This is a genomic window from Marixanthomonas sp. SCSIO 43207 (genome assembly GCF_019904255.1).
Lineage (GTDB): Bacteria > Bacteroidota > Bacteroidia > Flavobacteriales > Flavobacteriaceae > Marixanthomonas.
Genome location: NZ_CP063203.1, coordinates 24924 through 51897 on the forward strand (window position 1 = coordinate 24924; position 26974 = coordinate 51897).

Annotated in this window: 24 protein-coding genes; 6 read left to right on the top strand and 18 right to left on the bottom strand. The window is 34.1% G+C overall.

All coding sequences use genetic code 11. The features are described 5' to 3' along the window. Positions 1–32: 32 nt before the first annotated feature. The 4 genes from INR76_RS00130 (at position 33) to lptB (ending at position 3490) form a co-directional block, all read left to right on the top strand. On the top strand, positions 33–1073 hold the full coding sequence (locus INR76_RS00130) for an adenylate/guanylate cyclase domain-containing protein (RefSeq protein ID WP_223108576.1): 1041 nt from the start codon (positions 33–35) through the stop codon (positions 1071–1073). A gap of 23 nt (positions 1074–1096) precedes the next feature. Then, complete coding sequence (locus INR76_RS00135; protein ID WP_223108577.1) at positions 1097–1657, top strand: Pycsar system effector family protein; 561 nt, start codon at positions 1097–1099, stop codon at positions 1655–1657. Between the two features lie 189 nt (positions 1658–1846). Further along, entirely contained in the window at positions 1847–2197 is a 351-nt protein-coding gene (gene rplS, locus INR76_RS00140; RefSeq protein WP_223108578.1) for a 50S ribosomal protein L19, read from the top strand. Between the two features lie 549 nt (positions 2198–2746). Beyond that, on the top strand, positions 2747–3490 hold the full coding sequence (gene lptB, locus INR76_RS00145) for an LPS export ABC transporter ATP-binding protein (RefSeq protein WP_223109927.1): 744 nt from the start codon (positions 2747–2749) through the stop codon (positions 3488–3490). A 122-nt stretch (positions 3491–3612) separates the two neighbouring features. Here the strand turns inward: lptB and INR76_RS00150 are convergent, their stop codons facing one another. Further along, complete coding sequence (locus tag INR76_RS00150; RefSeq protein WP_223108579.1) at positions 3613–4365, bottom strand: phosphatidylcholine/phosphatidylserine synthase; 753 nt, start codon at positions 4363–4365, stop codon at positions 3613–3615. A gap of 199 nt (positions 4366–4564) precedes the next feature. Between INR76_RS00150 and INR76_RS00155 the strand changes: the two genes are divergently transcribed. Further along, on the top strand, positions 4565–5548 hold the full coding sequence (locus INR76_RS00155) for a PorV/PorQ family protein (protein ID WP_223109928.1): 984 nt from the start codon (positions 4565–4567) through the stop codon (positions 5546–5548). A gap of 185 nt (positions 5549–5733) precedes the next feature. Then, positions 5734–6885 (top strand): DUF4105 domain-containing protein, encoded by a 1152-nt coding sequence (locus INR76_RS00160; RefSeq protein ID WP_255592717.1) that lies wholly within the window; start codon positions 5734–5736, stop codon positions 6883–6885. A 28-nt stretch (positions 6886–6913) separates the two neighbouring features. Here INR76_RS00160 and INR76_RS00165 read toward each other — a convergent pair whose 3' ends face one another. From INR76_RS00165 to INR76_RS00245, 17 genes are all read right to left on the bottom strand, one after another. Next, a complete protein-coding gene (locus INR76_RS00165; protein ID WP_223108580.1) occupies positions 6914–8299 on the bottom strand; it encodes a sugar transferase in 1386 nt (461 codons plus the stop codon). Positions 8300–8385: 86 nt separating this feature from the next. Further along, the gene (locus tag INR76_RS00170) at positions 8386–9324 is read right to left on the bottom strand and encodes a glycosyltransferase family 2 protein (RefSeq protein WP_223108581.1); all 939 of its coding nucleotides are present in this window, start codon (positions 9322–9324) and stop codon (positions 8386–8388) included. A gap of 56 nt (positions 9325–9380) precedes the next feature. Then, entirely contained in the window at positions 9381–10400 is a 1020-nt protein-coding gene (locus INR76_RS00175; RefSeq protein WP_223108582.1) for a glycosyltransferase family 4 protein, read from the bottom strand. Beyond that, a complete protein-coding gene (locus INR76_RS00180; RefSeq protein WP_223108583.1) occupies positions 10384–11541 on the bottom strand; it encodes an O-antigen ligase in 1158 nt (385 codons plus the stop codon). Before INR76_RS00180 ends, INR76_RS00175 begins: the two co-directional genes overlap by 17 nt. A gap of 186 nt (positions 11542–11727) precedes the next feature. Continuing rightward, positions 11728–12849 (bottom strand): glycosyltransferase, encoded by a 1122-nt coding sequence (locus INR76_RS00185; RefSeq protein WP_223108584.1) that lies wholly within the window; start codon positions 12847–12849, stop codon positions 11728–11730. Positions 12850–12852: 3 nt separating this feature from the next. After that, complete coding sequence (locus INR76_RS00190; protein ID WP_223108585.1) at positions 12853–13941, bottom strand: glycosyltransferase family 4 protein; 1089 nt, start codon at positions 13939–13941, stop codon at positions 12853–12855. Further along, entirely contained in the window at positions 13928–15253 is a 1326-nt protein-coding gene (locus INR76_RS00195; protein ID WP_223108586.1) for a glycosyltransferase family 2 protein, read from the bottom strand. Before INR76_RS00195 ends, INR76_RS00190 begins: the two co-directional genes overlap by 14 nt. A gap of 10 nt (positions 15254–15263) precedes the next feature. Next, positions 15264–16088 (bottom strand): hypothetical protein, encoded by an 825-nt coding sequence (locus INR76_RS00200; protein WP_223108587.1) that lies wholly within the window; start codon positions 16086–16088, stop codon positions 15264–15266. A gap of 54 nt (positions 16089–16142) precedes the next feature. Next, positions 16143–17576, bottom strand: a complete 1434-nt coding sequence (locus tag INR76_RS00205; RefSeq protein WP_223108588.1) for an MBOAT family protein — start codon at positions 17574–17576, stop codon at positions 16143–16145. Positions 17577–17586: 10 nt separating this feature from the next. Then, positions 17587–18651, bottom strand: coding sequence for an exostosin family protein (locus INR76_RS00210; protein ID WP_223108589.1), 1065 nt, complete (start codon positions 18649–18651; stop codon positions 17587–17589). 398 nt (positions 18652–19049) lie between these two features. Beyond that, entirely contained in the window at positions 19050–20222 is a 1173-nt protein-coding gene (locus INR76_RS00215) for a glycosyltransferase family 4 protein (RefSeq protein ID WP_223108590.1), read from the bottom strand. Further along, positions 20219–21319: a glycosyltransferase gene (locus INR76_RS00220; protein ID WP_223108591.1), complete on the bottom strand. Its 1101-nt coding sequence runs from the start codon at positions 21317–21319 to the stop codon at positions 20219–20221. The genes INR76_RS00215 and INR76_RS00220 overlap by 4 nt, the downstream gene beginning before the upstream one ends. Then, positions 21316–23151 (bottom strand): asparagine synthase (glutamine-hydrolyzing), encoded by a 1836-nt coding sequence (gene asnB, locus INR76_RS00225; protein WP_223108592.1) that lies wholly within the window; start codon positions 23149–23151, stop codon positions 21316–21318. The genes INR76_RS00220 and asnB overlap by 4 nt, the downstream gene beginning before the upstream one ends. A gap of 162 nt (positions 23152–23313) precedes the next feature. Next, positions 23314–23703 (bottom strand): hypothetical protein, encoded by a 390-nt coding sequence (locus tag INR76_RS00230; protein ID WP_223108593.1) that lies wholly within the window; start codon positions 23701–23703, stop codon positions 23314–23316. Between the two features lie 8 nt (positions 23704–23711). Next, complete coding sequence (locus INR76_RS00235) at positions 23712–24581, bottom strand: sulfotransferase domain-containing protein (protein ID WP_223108594.1); 870 nt, start codon at positions 24579–24581, stop codon at positions 23712–23714. Positions 24582–24584: 3 nt separating this feature from the next. After that, positions 24585–25484 carry a glycosyltransferase family 2 protein gene (locus tag INR76_RS00240; protein ID WP_223108595.1) on the bottom strand — a complete coding sequence of 300 codons (900 nt, stop codon included), beginning with the start codon at positions 25482–25484 and terminating at the stop codon, positions 24585–24587. Then, a complete protein-coding gene (locus tag INR76_RS00245; RefSeq protein ID WP_223108596.1) occupies positions 25481–26878 on the bottom strand; it encodes an asparagine synthase-related protein in 1398 nt (465 codons plus the stop codon). Before INR76_RS00245 ends, INR76_RS00240 begins: the two co-directional genes overlap by 4 nt. Positions 26879–26974: the final 96 nt, after the last annotated feature.

Consider the following 26974-nt stretch of genomic DNA (forward strand, 5'->3'; position numbering starts at 1 on the left):
ATAACAACGTGACACTCAACAACAAAAATACCATGGCAAAAATACTAGTAGTAGATGACGAGGCCGATCTGGAGATTCTTATCAAACAGAAATTCAGAAAACAAATACGTGAAAAGGAATATGAGTTTCTTTTTGCTGAAAACGGCGTGGCTGCATTGGAAAAACTACAAACCGAACCTGAAGTTGATATTCTATTAAGCGATATTAATATGCCAAAAATGGACGGCCTCACCCTGTTGAGCAAAGTGAATGAGATGAGTCCGCTTATTAAATCGGTTATTGTTTCGGCTTATGGAGATATGGAAAATATTCGTACCGCTATGAATCGCGGTGCATTTGATTTTATTACAAAGCCCATCAACTTTGAAGATCTTACGCTTACCATGGAAAAAACCCTCAAACACGCCCAACTACTAAAAGAAACGCTACAAGCTGTAAAAGAAAACAATATTTTAAAAATGTATGTCGATGAAAATGTTCTCAACTTTATGGGAAACAAGGAATTTGAAAAAACAATTATGGCAAATGAAACGATTGAAGCGACGGTTATGTTTGTGGATATATGTGGATTTACAGCTATAAGTGAAACCGCTTCCCCCGATACGGTTGTTACAATGATAAATTCCTACTTTGATGTTATGGTAAAAGAAATTATGGAACAAAAAGGATATATAGATAAGTTTATAGGCGATGCTATTATGGCTGTCTTTACGGGTGAGTATCATCTAGATCGCGCAATCGATGCTGCCTTGGCTGTGTGTGCAAAAATTAACAGCTTACCGGCTTTTGGTCGACAATTACAATACAAACCAAAAGTGTCTATTGGCATTAAAAGCGGCGAAATGATTTCCGGAAACATAGGTTCTGAAAGTTTGAAGCGGTTAGATTATACAGTAATTGGCGACACAGTTAATACAGCTGCAAGACTTCAAGATGTAGCCAAAGAAAATCAAATTGTCATAGGGGAAGCTTGTTACCAGAAAGTGAAAGAATACTTCAAGTGTGAAAAATTGGGTGATATTATTGTAAAAAACAAAGCGACTCCTTTGACTATTTACCAAGTGCTTGAGTAAAAGTGAAATACAAAAAATAACCTATGGAAACACATGATTTAAACACAAAACCAGACATTAAAAAGCCTTCACATACCGAAGAATTGGTAGATCATTATTGGGGTAGCATCAACTATGTTTTTGGACTTATAAAAGCTTCAGAAATAAAAGCAGGGTTAATTCTTTCTTTTTACGGAATCATACTCAATTTTATCTATCAAAATGTTTCTCATTCCTTTGTTCAAATTTCAAAAGACTATTTATTGTATACACTTATTGGCTTATGGTTTGTTTGTACGGTTACATCAATTTACTTTAGCATACGATGCTTTATGCCAAAGATTGAAGCAAAATATGAGAAAAACATGTTCTTTTTTGGAGATGTGGTACATAAATTTGGTTCTATTAAAGAGTTTTCAAGAACGTTTTACAAAACCAGCCTAGATGAAGAAGAATTATTTGATCAACTAGGACAACAGATTTATATTATTTCAAAGATTGCAGCCTATAAATTTAAAAATGTAAACCGTGCGTTGCGTTTACTAGCTGTGGGTCTTGTGCTTTTTTTAATTATGATAATGTACATAATTTTTATTGGAGATTAAAACCCTTTTATTTGTAGAGCTTTCAGAAAGCGGATGCTATAAGGTTGCGTTTTTGTTTAATTTCAGAAATCTTCATTATTTTCCATTTGTCCATTCAGTAAAAAAAACTATCTTTGCACGCGTTTTAATTCAACCTCTGGCGAAAACCGTGTATGTTGTTTTAAACTAGAACCATAGACAAACAAAACCATGGAATCGTTAATTAAATTTGTTCAAGACGAATTTGTAACTAAAAAAGAATTTCCAAAATTCAGTGCTGGAGATACTATCACTGTTTATTATGAAATTCGTGAAGGTGATAAAACAAGAACTCAGTTCTTTAGAGGAGTTGTTATCCAAATTAAAGGAAGCGGTGCTACTCAAACATTCACCATTAGAAAAATGTCTGGTACAGTAGGTGTAGAGCGTATCTTCCCTATGAACTTGCCGGCACTTCAAAAAATTGAGATCAATAAAATAGGTAGCGTACGTAGAAAACGTATTTACTACTTTAGAGGTCTTACCGGTAAAAAAGCTAGAATTAGAGAAAAACGTAGCTAATTTGGCTTTTTACAAAAGAACACAAAAGCGATCTGATACAGGTCGCTTTTTTTATGAACAAATGTTAATAACCCAAGTTTATAACGTGTTTATATTAAACCAATTAGATAGCTTGTTTTTTAAAAAAACCAACTTATATTAGCAGTATCAAAATGATGTAACAATCATGGCGAAAACATAAAGTAACGTTCTTTAACATCTTTTTTTAATTGCTTGAACCGCTAACAATCTCACGAAAGTTAGTTTAAGATTAAAAAAAGTAGAGATAAATTTTAGGTTGAAACTGTATTCAAGATACGCAACCATCTTATAAAGTTTGTCTCGATTGTTGAAATCGTGTCACAACTGCAAGGGTTTAATAAACTTGCTTTACATCATTAAAGATGAGTTGGCAAAGACAGATTTCACAAGGAGCCATATCAAGGTAGCAATACGATGATATGGCTTTTCTTGTTTTTATACTTTTCAGAACATGATTTAAGAAAACCACAAGACCATCCTCATTGTATTTTAAGTATCTTTACACAAAATGTAATGCTAATACAGTCAATGAAGTTAAAAGCAGATAATCTTATAAAGTCATACAAAGGTCGTAAAGTAGTAAAAGGAATTACTGTTGAGGTAAATCAAGGAGAGATTGTAGGACTATTAGGTCCCAATGGGGCTGGTAAAACTACTTCTTTTTACATGATTGTAGGGTTAATTAAGCCTAATGGAGGGCAAATCTTTCTAGAGGGCACCAATATTACCAAATACCCCATGTACAAACGCGCTCAAAACGGAATTGGATACTTAGCCCAAGAAGCTTCTGTGTTCAGGAAGTTAAGCATTGAAGACAATATTTTAAGTGTGTTACAGCTTACCAATCTTTCAAAAAAAGAACAACATATGAAAATGGAGTCGCTCATTGAAGAGTTTGGCTTAAATCACATTCGTAAAAATCGCGGTGATTTATTAAGTGGTGGAGAACGTCGTCGAACCGAAATTGCACGCGCTCTAGCTACAGATCCGCATTTTATTTTACTAGATGAACCCTTTGCAGGTGTTGATCCCGTAGCAGTTGAAGACATACAGCGCATTGTTGCTCAATTAAAAAAGAAAAATATTGGTATTCTTATCACCGATCACAATGTACAAGAAACCCTAGCCATTACAGATCGTACATATTTAATGTTTGAAGGTAGTATATTAAAACACGGCGAACCGGAAGATTTGGCAAACGATGAGATGGTTCGGAAGGTTTACTTAGGGCAAAACTTTGAACTTCGGAAGAAAAAATTATTTCAAGATTAATAGCAAACAGTACAAGAGTGAGACACTTTCTCACCTTCTCTTCTAGTTCAGAATAAAAACGGTTGATTGCCTCTTTCTTAAAAGCTTACTTTTAAGACATGTATACTTAAAAAAGCTAGGAGTTACTTGCTTTGAACCTTTGAATTGGTAAGTAATGAAAGAATAATATAAATTCCTATTAATACCGGAATTGCTATAAACTTCAATAAAAAAACAGCTAGTAAACTTACCACAATAAATACATACCGAATGATATTGCTTTTAATATCCCAAGTTTTAAACTTTAAAGCAAATAAGGGAATTTCGGCATTTAACAACAAGCTACTCATTACCGTAAGCGCTATAAGAACCCAAGGATTTAAAACCACATTTTCTAACCCTTCAAAGTACTGAAAATGTAGCATTAGCGGAATACTCAATATTAACAAGGCATTTGCCGGTGTGGGTAACCCAATAAAACTAGTAGTTTGTCTTGTATCTACATTAAATTTTGCTAGACGATATGCTGATGCAACTGCTATTAAAAGTCCAATAAACGGTACATAACTTTCTATTCCACTATTCCAACTTGCTTCTGAAAGTAGATTGGTCATTATTAAATGATGGCCTAAGGTAGCTTCAGAAAGTAATTGCACCATCACGATGGCAGGAGCAAGTCCGCTTGTAATCAAATCGGCTAAAGAGTCAAGCTCTAGTCCTACGTCACTTTGAGCGTCTAGCAATCTAGCTGCAAGACCATCAAAAAAATCAAAGAAAATTCCGAAGAAAACAAAAAACGAAGCAGTGATTAAATCCCCTGATACGGCAAAGAGTACAGCAACACTTCCACAGAGTAGATTAAGGGATGTTATAATATTGGGTAGTTGTTTTATCATAGTCGTGTAAAAATAGCAAAGTATTTTCGTCTAACAGTATAGAAATACAATATGTAGCCAAAAATATAGTTTACTATTGTAGAAAATTGTAGGATATTTGCGCAAAATTAAAAGCTTGAGAAAGAATTTATTTTTACTTTTTTTATTAGTAGCCCTATCGGTTCATGCACAAACAACTAGAAAGTATTCAAATGAATTTATGAATATTGGAGTTGATGCAGCCGCTTTTGGTATGGCTAATGCAGTTACGGCTTCTACAGCCGATGTAAATTCAGGCTATTGGAACCCGGCAGGACTTGTAAATCTGGAAGACAATCAATTGGCTTTGATGCACGCTTCTTATTTTGCAAACATCGCCAACTATGATTATGGTGCATTTGCAATGCCGTTAGACGATCGCAGTGTGGTTGCCTTATCGTTGATTCGGTTTGGGGTTGATGATATTTTAAATACCACACAATTAATTGATGATCAAGGAAATATTGATTACAATCGCATCAGTCTATTTTCTACAGCAGATTATGGTGTGACATTTTCGTATGCTCGTGCGTTGCCTCTTGATGGTTTAAACGTGGGGGTTAATGCAAAAGTGATACGCCGCATAATAGGTGATTTTGCTTCGTCATGGGGTTTTGGTTTTGATGCCGGACTACAATTTAAAACCGGCGATTGGAATTTTGGTCTTATGGCACGAGATATCACAACCACTTTCAATGCTTGGAGTATTGATGAAGAAGAATTTGCAACCGTACAAGGAGCTGTGGAGGGTCAAAACCAAGAACTCCCTGAAACTACCGAAATCACCATACCAAAATTACAATTAGGAGTGTCTAGAAGGTTTGTATTTCATTACGACTTTTCATTGCTAGCCGAAGTAGATTTTAACTTCCGTTTTGCTGAAACCAACGATGTTTTTTCAACATCATTTACAAGTATGACACCAGCCGCCGGTTTGCAGTTTGGATACATTGATATGGTATTTGTACGTGCCGGAGTAGGTAATTTTCAAAACATTCAACAACTTGACGGAAGTGATTCAGTAGGTTTTCAGCCTAACATTGGTGTAGGTTTTAAATACAAAGGCATTCAGGTAGATTATGCACTTACAGATATTGGTGATCAAAGTGCTGCATTATACTCCAATGTGTTTTCATTAAAGTTAGACTGGAGCGTTTTTAGGTAGGTCTCGAGGTCTCGATACTATTTTACTTGACCTCTCGGTCAATTAAAATCACTCAACCTGACTTGTTGATTTATATTCATCTTCTTATAATTTCTTGAAATATATAAAGAAAGCTTATTTTTGAAACAGAAATTTAAAACTCTGTTATTCTGAAAGCAAAACTTTTTATTACCACCCTACTCCTCTTGTTACTGACCCTTTCAGTAAAAGCACAATACACTTCGTTATCGGAAAATGCTGAAGTGAGTATTTTAACCATTGGTCCTGGCGACCAATTGTACGATAAGTTTGGGCATAGTGCTTTTAGAGTGCAAGATAAAACCAATGGCTTTGATATCGTGTATAATTATGGAGTATATGATTTTAACACGCCTAATTTCTATACCAAATTTGCACGCGGAAAACTATTATACCAGCTTGGCGTAAGTTATTATGAGCCCTTTTACAATAGTTACGTTGCCCAGAATAGATGGATTAAAGAACAAACGCTTAATTTAACATATTCTGAAAAGCAAGCGGTTTTTAATTTTCTTCAAAACAACGCAAAACCTGAAAACCGAGACTACAAATACGACTTTTTTTATGATAACTGTGCTACCAAAATACGTGATGTTTTAAAAGAGGTTCTCGGTAACGACCTACAATACACAGCCGATTTTGTAGAAGAAGAGTATACCTTTAGAGAATTAATTCAGAAAAATTTACATTGGAATACTTGGGGAAGCTTAGGGATTGATGTTGCTTTGGGTGCAGTAATTGACAAAAGAGCTTCAGCTTGGGAGTATCAATTTTTACCGGATTATATTTTCAAAGCTGCCGAAACTGCTACCATAACAAGAGGAAGTAGCAAAGAACAGTTGGTTAAAGATACGACCACACTATTTAATAATACCCCAAAAGAGCAGGGTTCTTTCTTTTTTACGAGTCCGTTGTTTGTTTTTGGATTGCTAGGAACCTTAATTGTATTGATAACGTATACGGACAAGAAAAATAACAAGCGTAGTAAAATTTTGGATGCAGGTATCTTTATTGTTACCGGCTTGATTGGTGTTTTGCTATTACTTTTATGGTTTGGAACAGATCACACTGCCACTGCTGCAAACTACAATATGCTATGGGCGTTTCCGCTGAGTTTGTTTTTAGCAGGATTGATTGCTAAACGTTTTCCAAAGGCTTGGATTACAAAATATGGTTTCTTTCTATTGGTACTACTAGGGTTATTAACTGTACATTGGATTTCTGGCGTACAAACATTTGCACCGGCATTGCTACCTGTACTTATTGCATTGGCAATACGCTACATCTTTTTAATAGGATATTTAAAAAAGGAAGTGTAAAACCTCTTTAGCTTACCAAAAAATAACATTACTGTCCTCTAAAAAAGATAATGGTACTGAGTGTTTTCAAAATGATTTTACTGTCTAAAAAGAAACTTCTGCGCTTGATGTAGTAAAGGTCGTATTGTAATTTTTCCAAAGCATCGTCTTGTGTCATGCCGTACTTTGCATTTACTTGCGCCCAACCTGTTACACCGGGCTTGATAAAGTGGCGTATTTCATAAAACGGAATTTGTTTTGAAAGTGTTTTAACAAACATAGGGCGTTCCGGTCTTGGCCCAATAATGCTCATATCGCCTCGTATAACATTGATAAACTGCGGTATCTCATCGATACGCGTACGACGCAAAAACTTCCCAAAAGGAGTAATACGGGTGTCTTTTTTTTGCGCATATTGTGCTCCATTTTTTTCAGCATCAATAATCATACTCCGCAACTTATAAATATTAAATAATCGGCCATTTTTACCCACTCGTTCTTGCTTATAGAATATAGGACCTTTATTACCCAATACATTTCCTAGAATTATAAGCGGTGAAATAAGCAAACCAAATAACAGCCCGATAATAGATAATAGTAGATCCATTAAGCGATGAAAAAATAAGTACAGTTTATTTTGATTGCTTCGGCTAAAAGGGAAATAACGATAAAAATCTTCGGCTATAAATTGTACCGGTACTTTTCTATTTAATTCTTCATAAACGTGCGTATACTCTTTAATAGGCATTCCACTCTCCAGCAACCTGATTAATTGGTTATTAAGCTGAAGGGTCATTTCTTCAGATTTTGTTAATGCCACTACAATTTCAGATATGGCATATTTATTAATTGTTTCGGTGAGGCTGTCACTTTTAAACTCAATTAAAGCGTCACTTAAATATTCAGTATCGCCAGTATTTACATATCCGAAAACTCGATAATTAGGGTCTGATTTCTCTAAGGATTGTGCTACTTCGCCTATTTCTTTTGAATTTCCGATAAGCAATACGCGTTTAAAAAAACGAGGCGCTGAAATGAAGGTGATATACACGTACCGCCAAACAAAAAGTGCTATGTTCACAGCTAGAAAAAAGTAAAGAATCTGCAAACGGTTTGCGGGTAAGGTTGGTGTGTAAAAAGGTGTTAATAAGTAACATAGAACGGTAACGGAGGCTGTAAGAATTATATTTTGAATTACAGTTTCCAACTTACTGGCTTTTTGTAAGTTATACAATTCAAAAATGGTAGCAAAAACGGTAAGATAAACTGCCAAAACGATGGACCAAACCCAATGGTCTGAGTTTATTTTAAAGTAATCAAAATCAAATATCTGACCTATAAGATAAAGTAAACAAAGTACGGCTGCTATATCAAATATGCGCAGCAGGATTTTACGTTCGGAAATTTCAAAATGAATCGTTCCTTTTTGCGTCATGTCTTTGAAGTTGGAGTCGTAAAAGTAGAAAAAAATACAGATATGCAATACATATATCCTTTTTTACCCAATTCTATTTACAGAATTTAACGTTCATTTTTTGGGGTGTTCAAGATGTCAAACTGAATGGCTTGTAACAGTAATTGAAATCCTAAAATTATTAATAACGCACTTATCATAATTGTTCCCAAAGGAGTTAAGACTTCTTTACTAGCATAGTGATACCAGTTAATACCCCCAAAGAGAATTCCTGATAGGAATAAGAGATGACCAAATACTAAGTAAAGACTTCCTATATTAAAATCATATACAAAATATGCTTTCCAAATTCTTGATACAAATCTTTTCAATAAATTGAGTCCGAAAAGAAAGGGCATATTATATATGTTCATATTTGAGGTTTCCTCGCCGTAGATAGCCGGCATCGCTACTTCCTTTATACTTGCTTTTTGAAAGTATAACTCACTTATTAAAGACGTTTCAAAAAAGTAATTATTTGCTATATCGTGTTGGTTGAGAAGCGACCATTTTTCTTTGGATAAGGCAAAAAAACCGTTATTAAAATCAAAACAATTCCAATATCCGGTAGCAACTTTACTTAAAAAAGAAAGAAATAAATTACCAAATCGTCTTGCCCAAGGCATTCTTTTTAACGCTCTAAAATCACGAAACCGATTCCCTTTTACAAAATCGTGCTTTGTAGTAAGTATGGGAGCAACCAATTGAGGAATATACTCAGTATCCATTTGATCATCGGCATCAAGCTTAATCATTACCGTTACGGTATCTAAATTTTCAAGGTAAGTAAAACCTGCTTTTGTTGCACCACCAACCCCTAGATTTTCTGATAAGTTTATTATAGTTACACTCTCATGAGATTGTAAATATCCTTGCGGAAGAGGCTGAGAACTGTAGTCATTAACAACAATAATATGATTACTATAGTGTGATGCTTTCTCTACTACCGTTTCTATATGGTTTTGAGCATTATAATACGGAATCACAATACCAAGTTGTTGTATCATCATAAAAGTTTTATAATTGAATCCCTAAACAGTTCTTAGGTAAAGATACTAGGTTCTTATAAAATAGCCTTCCATTTATTTTTAACAATATTCCAATCAAATTGCTCTACTTTTTTTCGAGCTTGATGCGCTAATTGAACGGAATCTACCGTACCGGTAAGTATTGTTTCAATTTGATCTGTAAAAGCTATCGCATTGTTGGGGGTTACTAACAATCCATCTTTATTAGCATCTATTAAAAACGGGACACCACCAACATTTGTAGATACAACCGGCAACCCCAATGCCATCGCTTCAATAACACTTACAGGAGTATTATCAACGTTTGTAGTGTTTATAAAAATGTCATACGCTTTAGATCGTTCAATCCATTCTTCTTTTGTTAAACCACCGGTAAATGTAACCGGAAGGTTTTTTTGCTTAGCATATGCTTTACACACTTCCAAAGACCCATCTTTATCGGGACCTATCATACAGAGTTCAGCGTTTTTGTATCCTTTTTCAATAAGTAATTCTACAACCCTTACAGCGAGCATAGGGTTGTATAATTCGGAAAAAGAGCGAACCCATAAGAGTTTGGGTTGTGGTTTTTTCCGAATGAAGTATGAATAGTTGGCAATTTTAATAGAATTGGGAATGTAAGTAATATTTTTATACCCTTCTCTGTTAAAAGCATCTTGTAAATACTGGGATGGCGCTACATTTGTCATTGCATTTCCAAATAGTTTTAAACTTTGCCTTTTACTTTGTTGCAACCTTACAGGAAGATTACCGCCGTGTAAAATTGGAATATAAGGAATATGGTAAAAGCGACAGACGGTGGCTACCGCTACTGCGTATTGAAAATTTAGTGTGCTGTATGTATCAATGAGTACTGCCGATGCCCATTTTCGATTGTTAAAAACCGTAACTAACATGTCTAATAATCGAATCGGTTTATTTTGTATAGAAGAAGCTGTTTTTAATACGTACCCTTCTTGTTTGAGTTGTGAAGCCAAATATTCTAAAGTACTTGGAGTATTCCCCTTTTTTGATAAACTATTCCCTATGTATAGAATGTTATTTTTTCTTTTCATAAGTGATATGTAATAAAGCCAAACCGTATACAAAAGCCGGCGCGGCAATACGCATGGAGGAATGCGATATAGTTAAAAACCAAAATATAAGAAAAGGAAAAAAATAAATATTCTGTGCGCCTTGAAGTTTTGCAATTAAAGGAGTCAAAATAAGAACCATAAGCGCTAAAACACCGAAGAAACCATGTTCAGAAAGAAGACGGGTGATTTCATTATGGGTAGGTATACTTTTTCCTAATTCATCCATAAATTTAAACTTTATATTACCCACTCCAATTCCAAAAAATGGACTCTCCTCAAATGTTTCCATCTCAGTTTTAAACAACTCTAATCTCCCGGTAGTAACATCTTCTTTTTCTCTTCCTAAAGCATCTTTATTTTCATACCGATTTCCTATCATACCTCCTGTTTGTAATAAAGCTAAGGACCAAATAGCCATACTTATAACTATCAATCCTACAACCTTAAAACTTGTTTTTATTTTGGTTTTGATATTCGTAGTAAAGTAAAAAACAATACTAAAAGCAGCTATCATTAATCCGGATACTATCACACCGCCCCTTGAAAAGGTAAGGATAGCTCGATACGCCATAGCACCTAAAAAAAAGAGCATAATTACGTGTACTATTTTATTTTTATACGGAATTAAATACCGACTAAACAAAACAAACACGCCTAAGCCTAATACAGTTGCTATTTGATTGGGACCATAGCCTCCCGATAATGCGACATTTGAAGCCGTTCCTGTGACTACATTTTGTAAATCTGGAGTATATAAAAAAACATATACAGTTATTGAAAGTAATGGATAGACCATTACATTCAATACGTTTAAATAATTTGAAAAAGAAATAGTTTTACCAAAGCAATATAAGCTAACAACCCCTAATGTTAATGGTCCGCTTAAATTAAATAATACTGCTTTTCTAAAGTTTACATCATACCCAATGTTTTCTAATGAAACCAATATACCGGGAATTAATAGAAGTAGATAAAATACATACGGTATGGCTTTTATTTTAAAGCCATAGAAGAAAAAACCTATGATCGAAAATAAAATAACAGCATATTTAGCGGTTTCATAAAAGATATAAGCACCCGTCATTCTAAAAAAAACCTCAGCCCCTGTTATATAAGCCATAGCTTTTAAAATTTCCAGGTGTTTGTTTTCCTTAGTAAAAATGCGGCTTAACCAAAACCCTAAAACAAATACCATATACAATAGCATAAGAGGCTTAAAAGTAAAGCCGGCTACCCCCAACAACACGTGAAGTAAAATATCTCGTAAAGGTTTACTATGTGATAATAAGTTAATGGTGTATAAAATTTAAGTGGTCAATATTTCATATTTAATACGCTTTCTATAGTAATCAAATGTAAAATTTTCAGCAACATCAAACCCTTTTTTGCTTTGCAATTTCAAATTCTTTTCTGATGTTGATACAATGGAAGCAAACCCATTTTGTAAACTTTCCGCTGTTAAATTAGATAACGGAAAACCCACCTCTTTGGTTATATATTGCCCTATACTCGAGACTGTAGACACCAAGGGTATACATCCAAAATTCATAGCCTCAGCAATTACTTTAGGAAAACCTTCTGAGGCTGTACTTGGTAACAGAAAAAAGTGACTTTTTTTATAAATTTCAAATACAGCTTTTCTTTCTAAAAATCCGTGAAAAAAAACAGGTATTTTAATTGCTTTTAATTGAGATTTATACTCGTCAAGTTTAGGTCCATCCCCAACAAAATGAAATGCTTTAATAAGCTCGATGTCTTTTAATGTTACTAAGAAGTCAATAATACGCTGTACGCCTTTGGCATCTTCCAAGCGACCTACAAAACAACATGTAAATGGTGCTGTATATGATTTAGTTTCTATAATCTCCTTTCCTTGATTACGTTCTTCTATAGTTAAACAAGGGTTTTCAAAAGGAATAATGTGGGGTTTATCTTCCCTCCAGGTACCGTTAACGGTAACCGGTCTTGATTGTTTTTTTAATAACCATCGTTGTATGGCATAACCCAATGGTGGTTTTTTTTGTACCCAATTACCGGCATATTTATACCAACCTTTCTTTTTGGTACAGAATGTAAGGTATGGTATTAAAAACACACCAATTCCGGTAGGGGTTCTTAGTTGATAAACATCTACTTTGTCTAGGATAGCAGAAACTGTTTTTAGAACTGTTGGTATACTACCTAAAACTCTCAATTTATCTATAAGTGACGGTCCACCAATAGGTTTAAGCGGTATAAATTCAATATTGGAAGCTGTATACGGTAATGAACTGGGAGGAACACTTTTGGTATGTAAAAAAGCGATATGATAAATTTTTTCAAAATCTTTTGCTAAGTGATTTATCTCACTGATAGTAGGCCCCCAACCTACTATTTCTCCTTTATTGGTTTTGTAGTGTTCGGTATGTGATATGATAACTAGTTTCACAGTTTATTGTAAATGTGTTAAATATTTTAAAATTACTTTATCCCAAGAAAATTGTTTTGACCACGAAGTAGCATTATTAGCATAGGTTTGATACTTTTCAAGAATATCTTCTAAGGCTTCTTTACATTGATAAGGATCATTGTGTACTACAAGTCTTCCAGAACTTTTATCTTTAATTGCGTCTTCAATACCACAATTTCTTGCTCCAATTGCCGGTATTCCTAAGGCATTGGCTTCTAATATGGCTATTCCAAAACCTTCTGCATCACCAGTTTTGGTCGTTTCACTTAACATCATAAATACATCAGCTTGTTGCAGTAACCTAATTTTTTCGTCTTCTGAAACACAGCCATGAAAATAAACAGCTTGTTCTACATTTAAATCTAAGGCTAATTTTTGCAACCTTTCTTTTTCAGTTGGAATACCAACAATGTGATATTGTAAGTCTGGATATATTTTTAATAGCTGAGGCAAGGCTTTGATTACATTATGTTGTCCTTTACGTGCTGTTACATTTCCCACTGTAATGAGTACCGGCAAAGGCTTGTGTTTTTTAGCTACTGCCATAGGTTTTTGTAATGTGAAGCCATTATGAATAACGTGTATATTATTGAAATCTAGGTGTGATACCAACGACTTAGTGTAATTACTCACCGCAATTACCGTATGAAATTGTTTTAAGGCAGTATTGGTAATTATTTTTAAAAATTGATTTCCCAATTGGAGTTCACTTCCGTGAATAACAGCAATGTATTTTCTACTGATAAAAAGACTTAAAAAGGCTCCAACCCATAAAGAAAATTTTCCCGATGCTATAAGCGTATCGTTCTGTTTTACATACTTAAACGCTACAGCAATTCGTTTAAAATAAGTAACAACGAGGTTTTTTCTAGATATTCTTACAATTGTTGCTTGACAGCTTCTATCAAACTGCTTTTCGGGCGTTCCAGTTTTTGAACGGGTATCAGAAATAACAGTTACCTTATAATTATGACCTTGTAAGCCTTCAGCTAAGTTATAGGCATGATTCCCTATACCGCCAGGTTGGGGTGGAAATTCAGATGTTAACAATACTATTTTATTTGAGCTCACTTATACTTGGTCCTTGTTTAATTTTCTTTGATGCTTGCCTCCAAGACAACATCACTTGTATACATACTAAAGGTGCTAAAATTACTGCGGTTAGTCCTCCCAACAACATTAAAAGTTTACTTCTTTTAAAACGATATGGCATGATAGACTGCGGTACAGTGCGCAATAGTAATAAACGTGTGCGAGTTTTACCATAGTAGCGCCTAAAATAATATACTACACTTGGTATAGGGCGTGGTGAAAACCATTTTTTAGGTCTGTAGCCGTCCCAACTTCCCATTTGGCGTAAACCTCCGGTTCCTACTTTTAAATGCAATCGTTTTGCATAAGGATTTGAAATATTTAAAAATCCTTCTAAGTGGGCTCGTAATCCAAACTCACCATCGCCCATTCGTTGTTTTTCAAATTGTCGGTCAAACAACCCTATGCGTTTAAAAACCTCCTTTTTAATTAATACATTACCTGTATCTAGTTGATCTGAAATTCTGAAAAAAGAATAGTTTTCAGGTACTTTTGCTCCGGTTTGCGAAATAGAAACACCTGATGAGATTTCAGCATTAAAAATAGACAGACACTTCAAGTGATTCTCAATCCAGTCTGCCTCTACTCTACTATCATCATCATACAGTAATAACAAAGAACTACTTGCCATTTGTATAGCTGTATTACGCGCCAACCATAATGCTTTTTCTTGTTGATTAACAACTTTAAGGTCTAGTGAAAATTGCTCGTAAAAAGTAGCATCAAATGGTTCTGATTGATCTATAACAAGTACTTCAAAGTTTTTATGAGTTTGTTGTTCCAAATCTTTTAATCCATCTTTCAGGTAGGTATAGCGGTTTAATGTGGGAATAATAACGGAAACCTTATCATCGATTACCTGATTAGAGTTGGTATTCCATTTTGTCTGCTTTATTGGGTCTGTGTGATATGTAAAACGGTTTATATGTTTCGTTTTTAGCCAACTTTGTATTTCGGTAATCGGATTTTTAAAGCTGAAAAGTCTAAGAATTAACACATAAAACACCCATGCTTTATGAAAATACAGTCTAATAAATACATACTCATCACTAATAGGGACTTTCTCAAATTCGGTGTATGTTGGAGCATTTCCTATGTATCCTTTTTGAATAGCTTGCCAAGACAGGTCATACCTTTTTGCCTTTTCAGAAGTAAAATGGGAGTTAGAATGGAGGTATTTTAAAACTGTTTCAGGTAACTGCTCAGGAATAGGAAATACCGAACGCCCATCTTTACGGTACAATTGAAAGTAATGAGTAGGTTGAAGGTATTTTAAAAAAGTAAATAGCACGTATGTATAATTAATTTACTGGTGAACGTGAGTAAAACATTTCTATAAATTTATTAGTAAAAAGCATTGCTCCTGCGGTATTTAAATGAGTATGATCACTAAAATATTTTTTTTTGTTAATACTTTCTGATAAATCATAATAATTCGAAAGATTATTTTCCAGGGCTGAAAAGGTTTCGGAAGGTTTATAAATAGGAGCTGTAAAATACACTATATCAATATTGTTGTTTTTACATAACTCAGTAATTTTATTAATATAAGGATTTGATTTTGCTTGTAAAGTATATTCATAGTATTCATCATTTTTTAAATTCCCCTCCCTTTCTAGATATCCTCTATTATTTAAAAAATTAGGGGGTTTTCTAATAAAGCTTAAAGCCATATTCCTAAAACCTACTCTTGAATCATATTTTAAATATCTATAAAATGGAACGTAATATAGATATGTATAATGAGGTTCGCTTTTTTTAAATTCTTGAATAATTTGCTTCTCTTTCAAATATGGAATCCAAGATAATTGTCCTACATCATCTGGTGTAGTTTGATAAAAGGTGTAATCTACTTGTACAAATATTCTTTCTGTTGAATGTTTTTTTAAGAACTCTTTAATCGTTAGATATACTTCAAATGGACCTGATGCATTAATCCCAAAGTTTAAGCCTTCCTTTCCAGTTTTATCATAAATTATATCAGGATTGATTGAATAGTTTGCTCTAGAGTTACCAAAAACTGCATAATCCAAAGATACCGACTCCATATCCCGCATCCACATCACTTTATTTCTATAACTACCTGTATTATAGACATATGTGTAAAAAAGATCTAATACTACCATTATGATAAATAGCCCGAGTATTAAACTTATGATATATTTTATAAACTGTTTCATTTAAAACTGAAAATAAATAAAATCTTGAATTTCTGAAAAGCTACCAAACAACAAAATTAAAACAATGATTCCAAAAGTTTTTAAATAGCGGAATTTAGAAGAAAGCAATGGAAACTCTTTTTTTCTTGAAACCCATTCTATACTTATTAATAATAAAATTAAGGGAAGCATTTCAAAAGAATACCGTTCAATATGTAGCATTTCAATTTTGAAGTCTCCTTTTGCCATTTCCTGTAAATATGCTAGAGCATCCTTAAGCGTATTAGCCCTAAAAAACACCCATCCAAATAATGTAATAATATAGGTAGCGCACAACCATATTAATTCACGTAAGGATGGAAAAAAACTATTTTCAGCTATTGTATCAGTATGCTTTCTATTTTTATTCGAAAGTAATAAAGGAATAAAAAACAACGCGTTTATAGCTCCCCAAATAATAAATGTCCAATTGGCACCATGCCAGAAACCACTTACTATAAAAACAATAAAAACGTTTCTAATTTGTTTTCTTTGGGAAACCCTACTTCCTCCTAAGGGTATATACACATAATCTCGAAACCAAGTTGACAAAGAAATATGCCATCTACGCCAAAACTCAGCTATATCTCTAGAGAAATACGGATATCGAAAATTCACCATTAATTTGAATCCAAAAAGCCGAGCTGTACCTATAGCAATATCGCTATACCCTGAAAAATCACAGTAAATCTGAAAAGAAAAATAAACTATACCCAAAATTAATGTTGTGCTAGAATGTGCTGCATAATTATTAAAAATTTCGTTTACAAATTGTGCACAATTATCTGCAATTACAACTTTTTTGAAAAGGCCCCATATAATTTGCCGTATCCCTATCGCTGCTTCCTCATTGTTAAAAACCCTTCTTTTCTGAAATTGAGGTAATAAGTTACTAGCCCGTTCAATAGGACCTGCTACCAACTGCGGAAAAAAGGAAACAAAAGCTGCAAAGCTTATAAAATTGGTAGTAGGCTCCAACTTTCTTCGATATATATCAATGGTATAACTAAGTGTTTGGAAGGTATAGAATGAAATCCCAACCGGTAGAATAATGTTTAATGTATTTGGTTGAATCGTACCTCCGAAAAAAGTAAATGCAGTTGTAAAGTTATCGATGAAAAAATTATAGTATTTAAAAAACCCTAACAATCCCAAATTTACCGTTAAACTTAATACGAGGAGTAATTTTCGATGCTTAGGTCGGGTTCTTTTATGCAGCTGTAATCCTATTATAAAGTCTGCAATTGTACTAAATAAAAGAAGTGATAAAAACCGCCAATCCCACCAACCGTAAAAAAAACAACTTGCAACCAACATCAATATGTTTTGATACTGAATTCGTTTGTTGCATATAGACCAATACAGTAGGAACACTATGGGTAAAAAGACAGCAAAATCAAGAGAGTTGAATAACACTTAAAGCAAGTTAAATTAAGCTATTAGGTTGAAAAAATCGTTTAAAAAACCCTCCCATTGTCAAATTATCTTTCCAAAGGGTTCGGTTGGCGTGTTGTAAAGCTATAAAATCTGTTTCAGATAATGATTGATGAAAGGTCTTTACTTTTTCGCAAATAGCACGTCTTTCGTTATAGGAAACCCAAACCACATATTTTTTCCATGGAAGTATCTCTTGAAAAGGCAAGGGGGAATCGGTATCAACCAAGATAGGAATACGTCCCATTGCCAATGTTTCATAGAATCGTACTGAAAAGTTTCCGGCTCCTCTCACACACAATGTATAATCGGTTTGATGAATCATATCATAAAACTCTTTTGTTGTAGCATGAGAATCCTTCTGTTTTTTTACACCGGCTCTATATTGTTTTCTTTTTATAAAATTTGTTTGCACTTTTGAACACTGCTCCAACGTCTGTAAAAGAGAAGCGCGCAGATAAGACGTAGCAATAAGGGGTTGTGGTGTGTTTTGAGTGAGGCCTATGTTACTCTTTACATTTCGACCTACAATCTTTAATACATCCTCTCCTTTTTGCAAAAGAGACGCATTTGCTTGCCCACAAAATCCAATTACCGGTTTGTTTTGGTATGGTCGTTCGGTAATGTTATGGGTTTGATAGTGCTTTTCTAAAGGATCATTGATAAAGGGCGGTATGGTATATTCTTGTTCAGTAAATTGAGACTTGTTTCCGCCCAAGCGAAACCAAGTAACGTTCGGTAGAGCTGGTGTTTTAACCCCAAAGTCACCTGCATTAAAACCCCATACTTGTTTCTTTTTACGATTACAATCTGCTATAAATTCTAGAGCTTGTTGGGTCGTATTTGTTTTTTGATGGTATTGCCATGCCATGGGTAAGATAGCGACTGCTGCCTCTTCCATCGTGGCTGTAAGCTGCACATCGTTTTCTGAAACCCCATACATAGCAACACGCTGCGCATCGGTAAAGGAAGCACCCTTAATAAAGGGTTTTAATAAGGGAAACGTAAGGCCTCGGTAATTGGCATCATACAGCGGCTTGGGATAAAAGATTTTCATTACCGTAAATATAAGTGTTCTTATATTTATACATCACATTATTTACTGTTCTCGATACATTTTCTCCTAAGCTACACCTAGGAGAAACCACTCGAACTGACGGTATAAAAACCAATTATTAGGTCGAGTGAATTTGGAGCTGCTTAGCTTTGTAGCTATTCCGGTATTTTTTTTTGATGATCTTCCAATTACTGAGTGAGATTGGAAGTAATGCTAGTGTAACAAGTACTGTCTGAGCTGGAAAGAGTATAAACATTTTAAGTTTTCACAGTATGAATGTTTGGAATTTAAAAGCGTTCTCGATACATTTTCTCCTAAGCTACACTTAGGAGAAACCACTCGAACTGACAACATATATATTAATTGTCAACTATTCCTGCTTCCTTAGAACTGAAACTTTATGTATAAAACTTCACAAACTCTTGTTGTTGCTTTTCTATAGTAAACTCCTTTCGCACTCGATCTTTGGCTTGTTGTCTATTTATAGTTTGTATGGTATCAGAAAGGTTTAATACATATTCAATTTGAGTCTTTAGAGCCAGTGGATTAAGCATAGGTACTACCCACCCTGATTGATTGTGTAACACATTTTCAGAAAGACCCTCTGCATTTGAGACGATACATAATAAGCCCATGGCTTGCGCTTCTAAAACAGCATTGCAAAATCCTTCAGAAATACTATATTGTAAATATATATCTGCTTTTTTATATTCTTCTTTTATCGCTTCCGAATCTAAAATTCCTTTGAATATAACCTCATCTGTAAGGTCTAATTGTAATGCTGCGAAGGCAATTCGTTCTCGTTCTCGTTTAGACCCACCTCCTATAATGGAATACGTAAAATTAGTTCCGTTTTGTTTTAATTCGGCTAATGCTTCAAGCATTTGTACATATCCTTTTTTCCAATGAAGGCGACCTACTGTTAAAAAGTGAATAGGTTGCTCTACCGATTTTGCAAGCGAATTATTGTTAAAAAAAGCTACATCGATAGCCGGAGTAATTTTTTGAAAGGATATTGACTTAGGTAATCCTAGCGCATGCGCTTTTACTAATAAATCATTAGATATGGTATGTACCTTATCAACAAACTTCCATAGTTTATGGTAGCAATTAGGATGTTTCAAAGGATAAATTGCTATATCAAACCCTCTAAAACTAACAGCCATTTTTGCACCAATTGCTTTAGCGACCAGCTCTCTATCAATGGCCATCGTAGCAAAACCAAAATGCAACCAATCTACGTCCAGTTTTAAGAGCGTAGCATTCAAATACGTTTTTTCAATGACTCGTTTTAACGATGTTCCTTCATTGCGTTCTAGTTTAATATAACGAATTACTCTTTGTAGATAGGGCAACAATGTGATGCCTACTAGTAAAAAACGAACCAACTGCATCCATACTGACTTGGCAACACGAGGATGTGTTTTGTGTTTACACCCGGTAAACTGTTGTGATGTAGCTGCTGTAATCAACAATACCGAATGCCCTTGAGCTTGTAACCCTTTTATTTTGGAAGTAAAAAAGGTCTCTGAATATCCCGGAGGTGAAGAAAGTAGTAACCCTATTTTCATTTTTTTACAATAGTATTATAGAGTGCCTCATGTTTTTTAATTTCTTTCTCAATTGGGTAATTTACTTTTACATGTTTACAAAAAGACATCCCTATTTTTTTTAGTTCATCTTTCGATTGATTCATATAATGATCTAGTTTTATAACTAAATTATCAACCTTAGAAGGATCAAATAAAAAGTTAGGGAAATTTGCCAATTGATCTTTTATCCCCGGTATATTGGAACCTATTACAACTTTTCCATTTGCCATTGCTTCCAAAAGTGCAACTGGCGAACCTTCTCTACGCCCTTCATTTTTAGTAGGTAACACAAAGATTTCTGAACGGTTTAAATAAGGTCTCACGTCAAGAACTTTTCCTGTAAAGGTTATTTTCTTATTCATTCCTATATTCCCCACAATATTTATTAATTCCTCTCCATAAGAACTAGCCGTATCACCTACCAATAATAAATTCCAATTTTTATGTTTATTACTTACTTTACAAAAAGCGTGAATAAGTGTTTCAATACCTTTAACTGGCACAAAATTAGCCACACAAATTACAAATCTGTTATCTAGTTGTGGATAATCATTTTTAGATTCAAAGTGAGCGATATCGATTCCTCTTGGTATTAAAACAGTTTTTTTACTACCCCTGTAAAAGGTAGATGACATATCTGTATTTTGCACTGCAATTTTATTGGCTAAAAATGATCTTAACTTCCAAGCATTACTTGAATTTCCACCCCAGTTCATATTTTTTTTAGTGAAGACCCAAGGTATTCCTGCTACCTTAGCAGCTAGGGCTTCTGTATAATTTGCACTGTAATGATAACTGTGAATAATATCAGGATTTATTTTTTTTAAATATCTAGAGACTTGCCAACTTTCCCTGAACATTTGTAGGAAAGGCCTTGAAGTTGGTATATAATTATGTACGTGAATTGGTATTTTGGAGTTTTTCACTACCTTAAAAAATGCGCCTCTGTTATGTAGACACATTATATGGGGTTCAAAAATTGTTGTATCCAATCCTTTAGCTATATTCAAGAGAGCTTTGCCACTTCCAGCAGTATCAAAATTAGGTATGGTAAAGAGAATTTTTATTTTTTTCATTTAAATTTTGTTAGAGCATACAGTGTGAATATGGGCCATTTTAAATCCTCTTTTCTCTTAATATGGTATTGTAACATGTTCTCAATATGTATTTTTTCAAATCCATAAGAAGTTAAATCTGAATCTAAAATTTTTTGGGTTACTATATTTTTCAAATCTTTACGCAACCATCCTGATAAAGGAATAGAAAATCCTTTTTTTATCTTTTCTTCGGGTATTGTTGGAATTCGACTAGACAACAGCTCTTTTAATACTTGTTTTTGTCTTCCCCCACCATAACTCAATAGTGGATCTATTTGACATGCTGCTTCAATCATTTTTTTATCCAAAAACGGAACCCGTACTTCTAAGCTGTTTTCCATGCTTGCAAGGTCAACTTTTCTAAGCGTTTTTTGCATCATCCCGTAAAATTCGGCCTTTCGCATATTAATTAATAATTGACGAATATCCTTAGTGTTTTGATAGTTATACACTTTATATTCTTGTGGCAACTCAATATCTTTTAAATTTGGCGCAACTTCATATAACCATTTTTTTTTAAAACGTGAATGCAACCCTTGATGCGCAATTCCTTGATTTGGTGCCATCAATACTCGATTTACTCTTTTATTACCAGAAATAAATCTATCAAAACCATATATAGCCTTTCTCAAAATATTAGGATACTGTTGGAACTGTATGTTTTTACCGACACTCCAAAACCGTTCATAACCAAAAAATAATTCATCTCCGCCATCACCACTTAAAGCAACTTTTAATTTACTAGCTGTCAACTTAGAAACTAAATATGTTGGTAAGACACTAAAATCTGCTAAGGGTTCATGTAATGAGTCCATGGCTTTATCCCAATATTTTAAAACTTCGGTTGCTGATAGGTGCCATATTGTTTGTTGTAAATCTAAAGTTTGAGCAAATTGTTTGGCTCGGTATGACTCATCGTGAACCTTACTGTCTGAACCTATAGTGAAAACCTTAGGCTTAGTTTTAGCATCTTTTATATAAGAGGCTATCAAGCTTGAATCTACACCTCCAGATAAAAAAGCTCCTAAAGGGACATCCGAGAGCAACTGCCGATGTACCGAATTTGAAAGTGCTTCTTCTATATATTCGATTGCTTCTTTTTTATTTGGAATAGTATAGTGAACGGTTGTAGTTAACTCCCAATATCTAATTTTTTTTAAAGATCTGTCCTTTTTGAACACTACAATCTCTCCTGGACGTACTTGAAAAGTATCTTTATAAAGCCCAAATGGAGCAGGCATATAATGTTGCTCTAAATAAAGCTTAAGAATTTGGCTATCAATAGACTTTGATTTATACGATGGATGGGAAATAACTTGGTCATACTGGCTCGCTACTAGCAATGTTTTACCGTCCCAACCATAAAACAGAGGCTTAATTCCAGCGAAATCCCGTATTAAGTAAAACTCCTCTTCAAGCGTATCATACACAGCCATTGAAAACATACCGTTTAGTTGGTCTATAGTTTTATGAACTCCCCACTCTACAAAACAAGCCGTAATGGTTTCGGAGTCACTTTCTCCTTTAAACTCTTTGAAGTTCAATCTATTTCTTAAATCCAGATGATTGTATATTTCACCGTTAAAAACCAGAATATATCTTTTATCGTGACTTACGATCGGTTGATCGCCAGCCTCTGAAAGTTCTAATATTGAAAGCCGGTTAAAACCAAACTGTAAATTAGGTTGTTTAGAGATGTATCTTTGTGAATCAGGTCCTCTTAATCGTGACATGGAAAGCAAACTCATAAAGTCATTTTTTGGTAATCCTGACTTGCCAGTGAAGGTATATTCTACTAAAAAACCACACATGTACTTTCTAGTTTGATTAAAATTCTTTTTTTAAATTTCTTGCTTTACCTATATGGGGTTCAAGCTTATCAAAATTAATATGTTTTTCCAACTTAAATTTTTTAATTATTCTTTTAAATCCAAAACTTGAATTTAAATCTTCCAAATTAACATCAATATAATTTATGTCTGAAATGTTTTTTTATATTTTTCTCCTAAAGCATAGGTTTCTTCATAATACCAATCTAAACGCATTTTAGATTTACGTTCAAAAAAAAATGGATAGCTTTTAAGTTTATTTTGATACTCTCCTTTTAATAGCCAATATAACTTTAAAAAACACCTATAAAAGGTATATAAATAATAGGAAATAGTGAATTGTAGAATATGGATAGGAACGCCTAAAGACTCTACTTCTTTAAATAAGGCTCCTTTGGTATGAGCGCACGCTATTGCCACTTCAAATTTGGATGGATCCAACCCTTTTAGCAAATCATATACTATCTTTCCACTTCCGGCTGTATTAAAGTTTGGAATGGTATAGAGAATCCTTATTTTTTTATATTGACGCATATTCTTACTTACATCCATTTAGTTGCAAAGGTAATACCTAACTTTTCGTATAAATTTTTATTTTCGTCATGATACTGTTGCTGTAACAAAATTCTCGATTTTTTTGGAATCGATTTTTTTGAAAAAAATAGGTTTTTCACTTTAGTTTTTATCGTTTTAGGAAAAAACGTACTCACATACAATTTTGGCTTTGCATAGGAAGGTGCTTTATTTATTATTTGTTCTTTTGCAGATACCTGTATAGAAATTCCTAAAAATTCTTTCATTTTTGTTGCCAATACGTGCGGTGTTTTTATTTCATCATAGTCAAGAATTAATAGTTGATTCTTTTCAAATATCTCTAAAAATCGAGAAATCTGTGTAAAATAATAACCTGATTCTACTATGGTCTCTGCATCTGCATAAGCCATTCTGCCGTCATAAGATTCTTTTTTTACAAAATCAATATAACTGTGAGGGGTCATCTCCATAAAAAAATTATGTTGAGCAATCTCTGTTACTTGTCGTCGTATTGTTTTATGGAAAGAAGTCTTAATGATTTTCCTTGCATACCACATCCACCAATGAGAATAAGCTCTATCTACCGGATTTCTCAAAATAAAAATAAATTTACTATCCTTGTTATAGTCATAAATTGTTTGTGGCATCCAAGAGAAAAACATTGTTCGATGTCTTCCGTCCAGCAAATATTTTTCATTGGTATGGTCTGAAAAATACTTTTTATAATACATACTTTCATTCCGTTCTTCAGCCGGAAGTTCAAAAAAATACGGTTCTTTAGGATTGGAAGGGCATATATCAGGCTGTTTCCCTAAAAAACTATGTACATAGGAAGTTCCACTTTTACACGCTCCAGCAATAAATAAATTAGTTTTCATTTCTTAAAACTTTCTCTTGAAACGATTTATCAAATTAACTCTTAATCTTGCGTCAAACGGATTCCTAAGTATGTATAGCATTGATTGGAATACAAAACGAAATCCGAATGTATGGTTTAATTCCATAATTTTTTGAGTACCTAGAGCGTATGTATACTCTCTTTTTGATATTATATTAGGATATTCATAGGCAAAACTACGTAACAATTCCCGGGAGGCTTTAAATTGTTTTTCTTTATATGTAGTAACTGATTTACGGTCTGTCCTCCTATCTAAGCGCACTAAAACTTCAGGAATTCCATATATTTTAGAGATTAACGAGAAGCGCAATATATAGGCCCAATCTACACTGATGCTTGGGTAATGTTGTGTAAAATATAAACCTTTGTCGATATGAATGGATTTCCGGAACATCATACAACTGTTTACTACTTTAATTTGATTTCTGTAATTTAAAAGAAACATATCTCTTCCGGTAGGATATGGCTTCCCCCCTACTAAAATTCCTGGAAATGTTCCGGTTATTGAGTTTCCATTCCAAAATTCAGCAATTCCGGAAACCAACCCAACATCGTTCCTGCTATTTAAAATCGCTACTTGTTTTTCTAATCGATACGGATAGTAATAATCATCTTGTTCCGCTACAGCGATATACTCCCCATTGCTATTTGCTATCAACCTATTCATAGTAGGTCCTAAGCCAAGATTATTATTATTTTCCAAAACAGTTACTTTCTGAAAATAAGCGGCATAAGCATTTAAAATTTCCTTAGAACGATCAGTAGTTCCGTCAATACACGCTACCAACTCAAAGCTTTGAAAGGTTTGTTCAACAAGGCTTTTTAAGGTTTGCTCTAGGGTTTCTTCACCATTATATATCGGGAGTACTACAGAAACTTTCATAACTCCCTTTTTTTATATTCATTATCATACCAAACGCTTAAGGTTAATAACATGCTTACTGCGTGTGAGTAAGTAACTGCGTCGGTGTTTTTAAACGCATTGTAAAACTTGGCGACGAGAGGTTTTGAAACCAAAGTATTAAACATTGCATTAAACAAGTAGCTTTGTAACTGTTCATCATTGTCCATTCCCAAAAATTGAAGTTCCCAGTTGCGTTGTATGTACGGTTTTCCTACTAATGCTTTTAATTCTCTAACTAGTTTATTTTGTATTCGATACGGAAGGTTGGCCGGGGCTTTGTTTTTATGGTAATTATATAAATGATAGGGTCGTTGATCTTGCCACATTATTTTGGCTACTTTCGGGTTTCGGTTTTGTATGTAAGCTATTTGCAATTTTCTATCGGCTAAAAATGTTTCAGGAAGCGTACAAATAAACTCACACATTCGGTTATCATAATAAGGCAGTGTTATAGGGTGAGCTGCTTCAAAAATGGATAAGTTAATGGAGGTCCAACGTGGTGCCCAATACAGTGATTTAAAAGCCCGTATTTTGGCACTGGTGTTTTCAATCTCAATCTTGTCAAGTAATTTTTGAATTCTGTTTTTTAGATAGCTTTCAAAAGTACCTTCCAAGTTCCATTGCTTCCACAGTGCTGTAGCAAGTTCCATCCCCCCTTTTTTTACTATTTTTTTGAGAACTATAGTGACTTCGGGTTGGTCTTCATCAACCGCAGCAACGCCTCTATCAAATAACACATCACCCCAATGCCCTAATGAAAAAACGCCCTCCATCTCTTTTAATTGAGGCAGAACAGCCATTTGTCTAGCGTGTGTAAACTCTGAATAACATTTGTTAATAGTAGCTACCTCTTCCAGTACATCCCACAAATACCCCGATGGAATGGTGTATTGCTCAAAAGGAAAACCACACTGTTTGGCAATTTGTTTGCTGATGCTGTGTTCTTTATATCCATTTTTGAAAGCATATGAATAGGATTGAACTTCAGCTTTAGTATGGTGTAAGGCAACTGCTTGGCTTCGGCTGTCTAAACCGCCTGATAATGGAAGTATGACCTTACGATTATTGGTTTGTTCGGTAATAATTTGTTCAAACAAATCGGTAAATTCATCTAAGGCTGTTTGAAAAGAGATATTTCTAGGAGTATAATGCCATTTAAAATAAGGGGTATTTTCTACCAAATAGTCATCTGCATTGCATGTATGTTTTGAAGCGGGAGTTAGCACCTTTTTGTTTTTCCAATAGGTATCGGTATCTAAAAAGAATCCCGTAGCTGCAAAAATACAAATAGCTTTTTTATCTAATTCGTTTGGAGCAACTACATTTGCGAATTGCTGACGGATAGGAAGTATAGGGGTGTTAACAGTATGCATAGCGATTTCGAAGATAGGAAAATTTGATCATTTGACCGTCATTTGTAACACATGTCATACTGAACGCAGCAAAGGAAGCGAAAAATCCCTCAATCA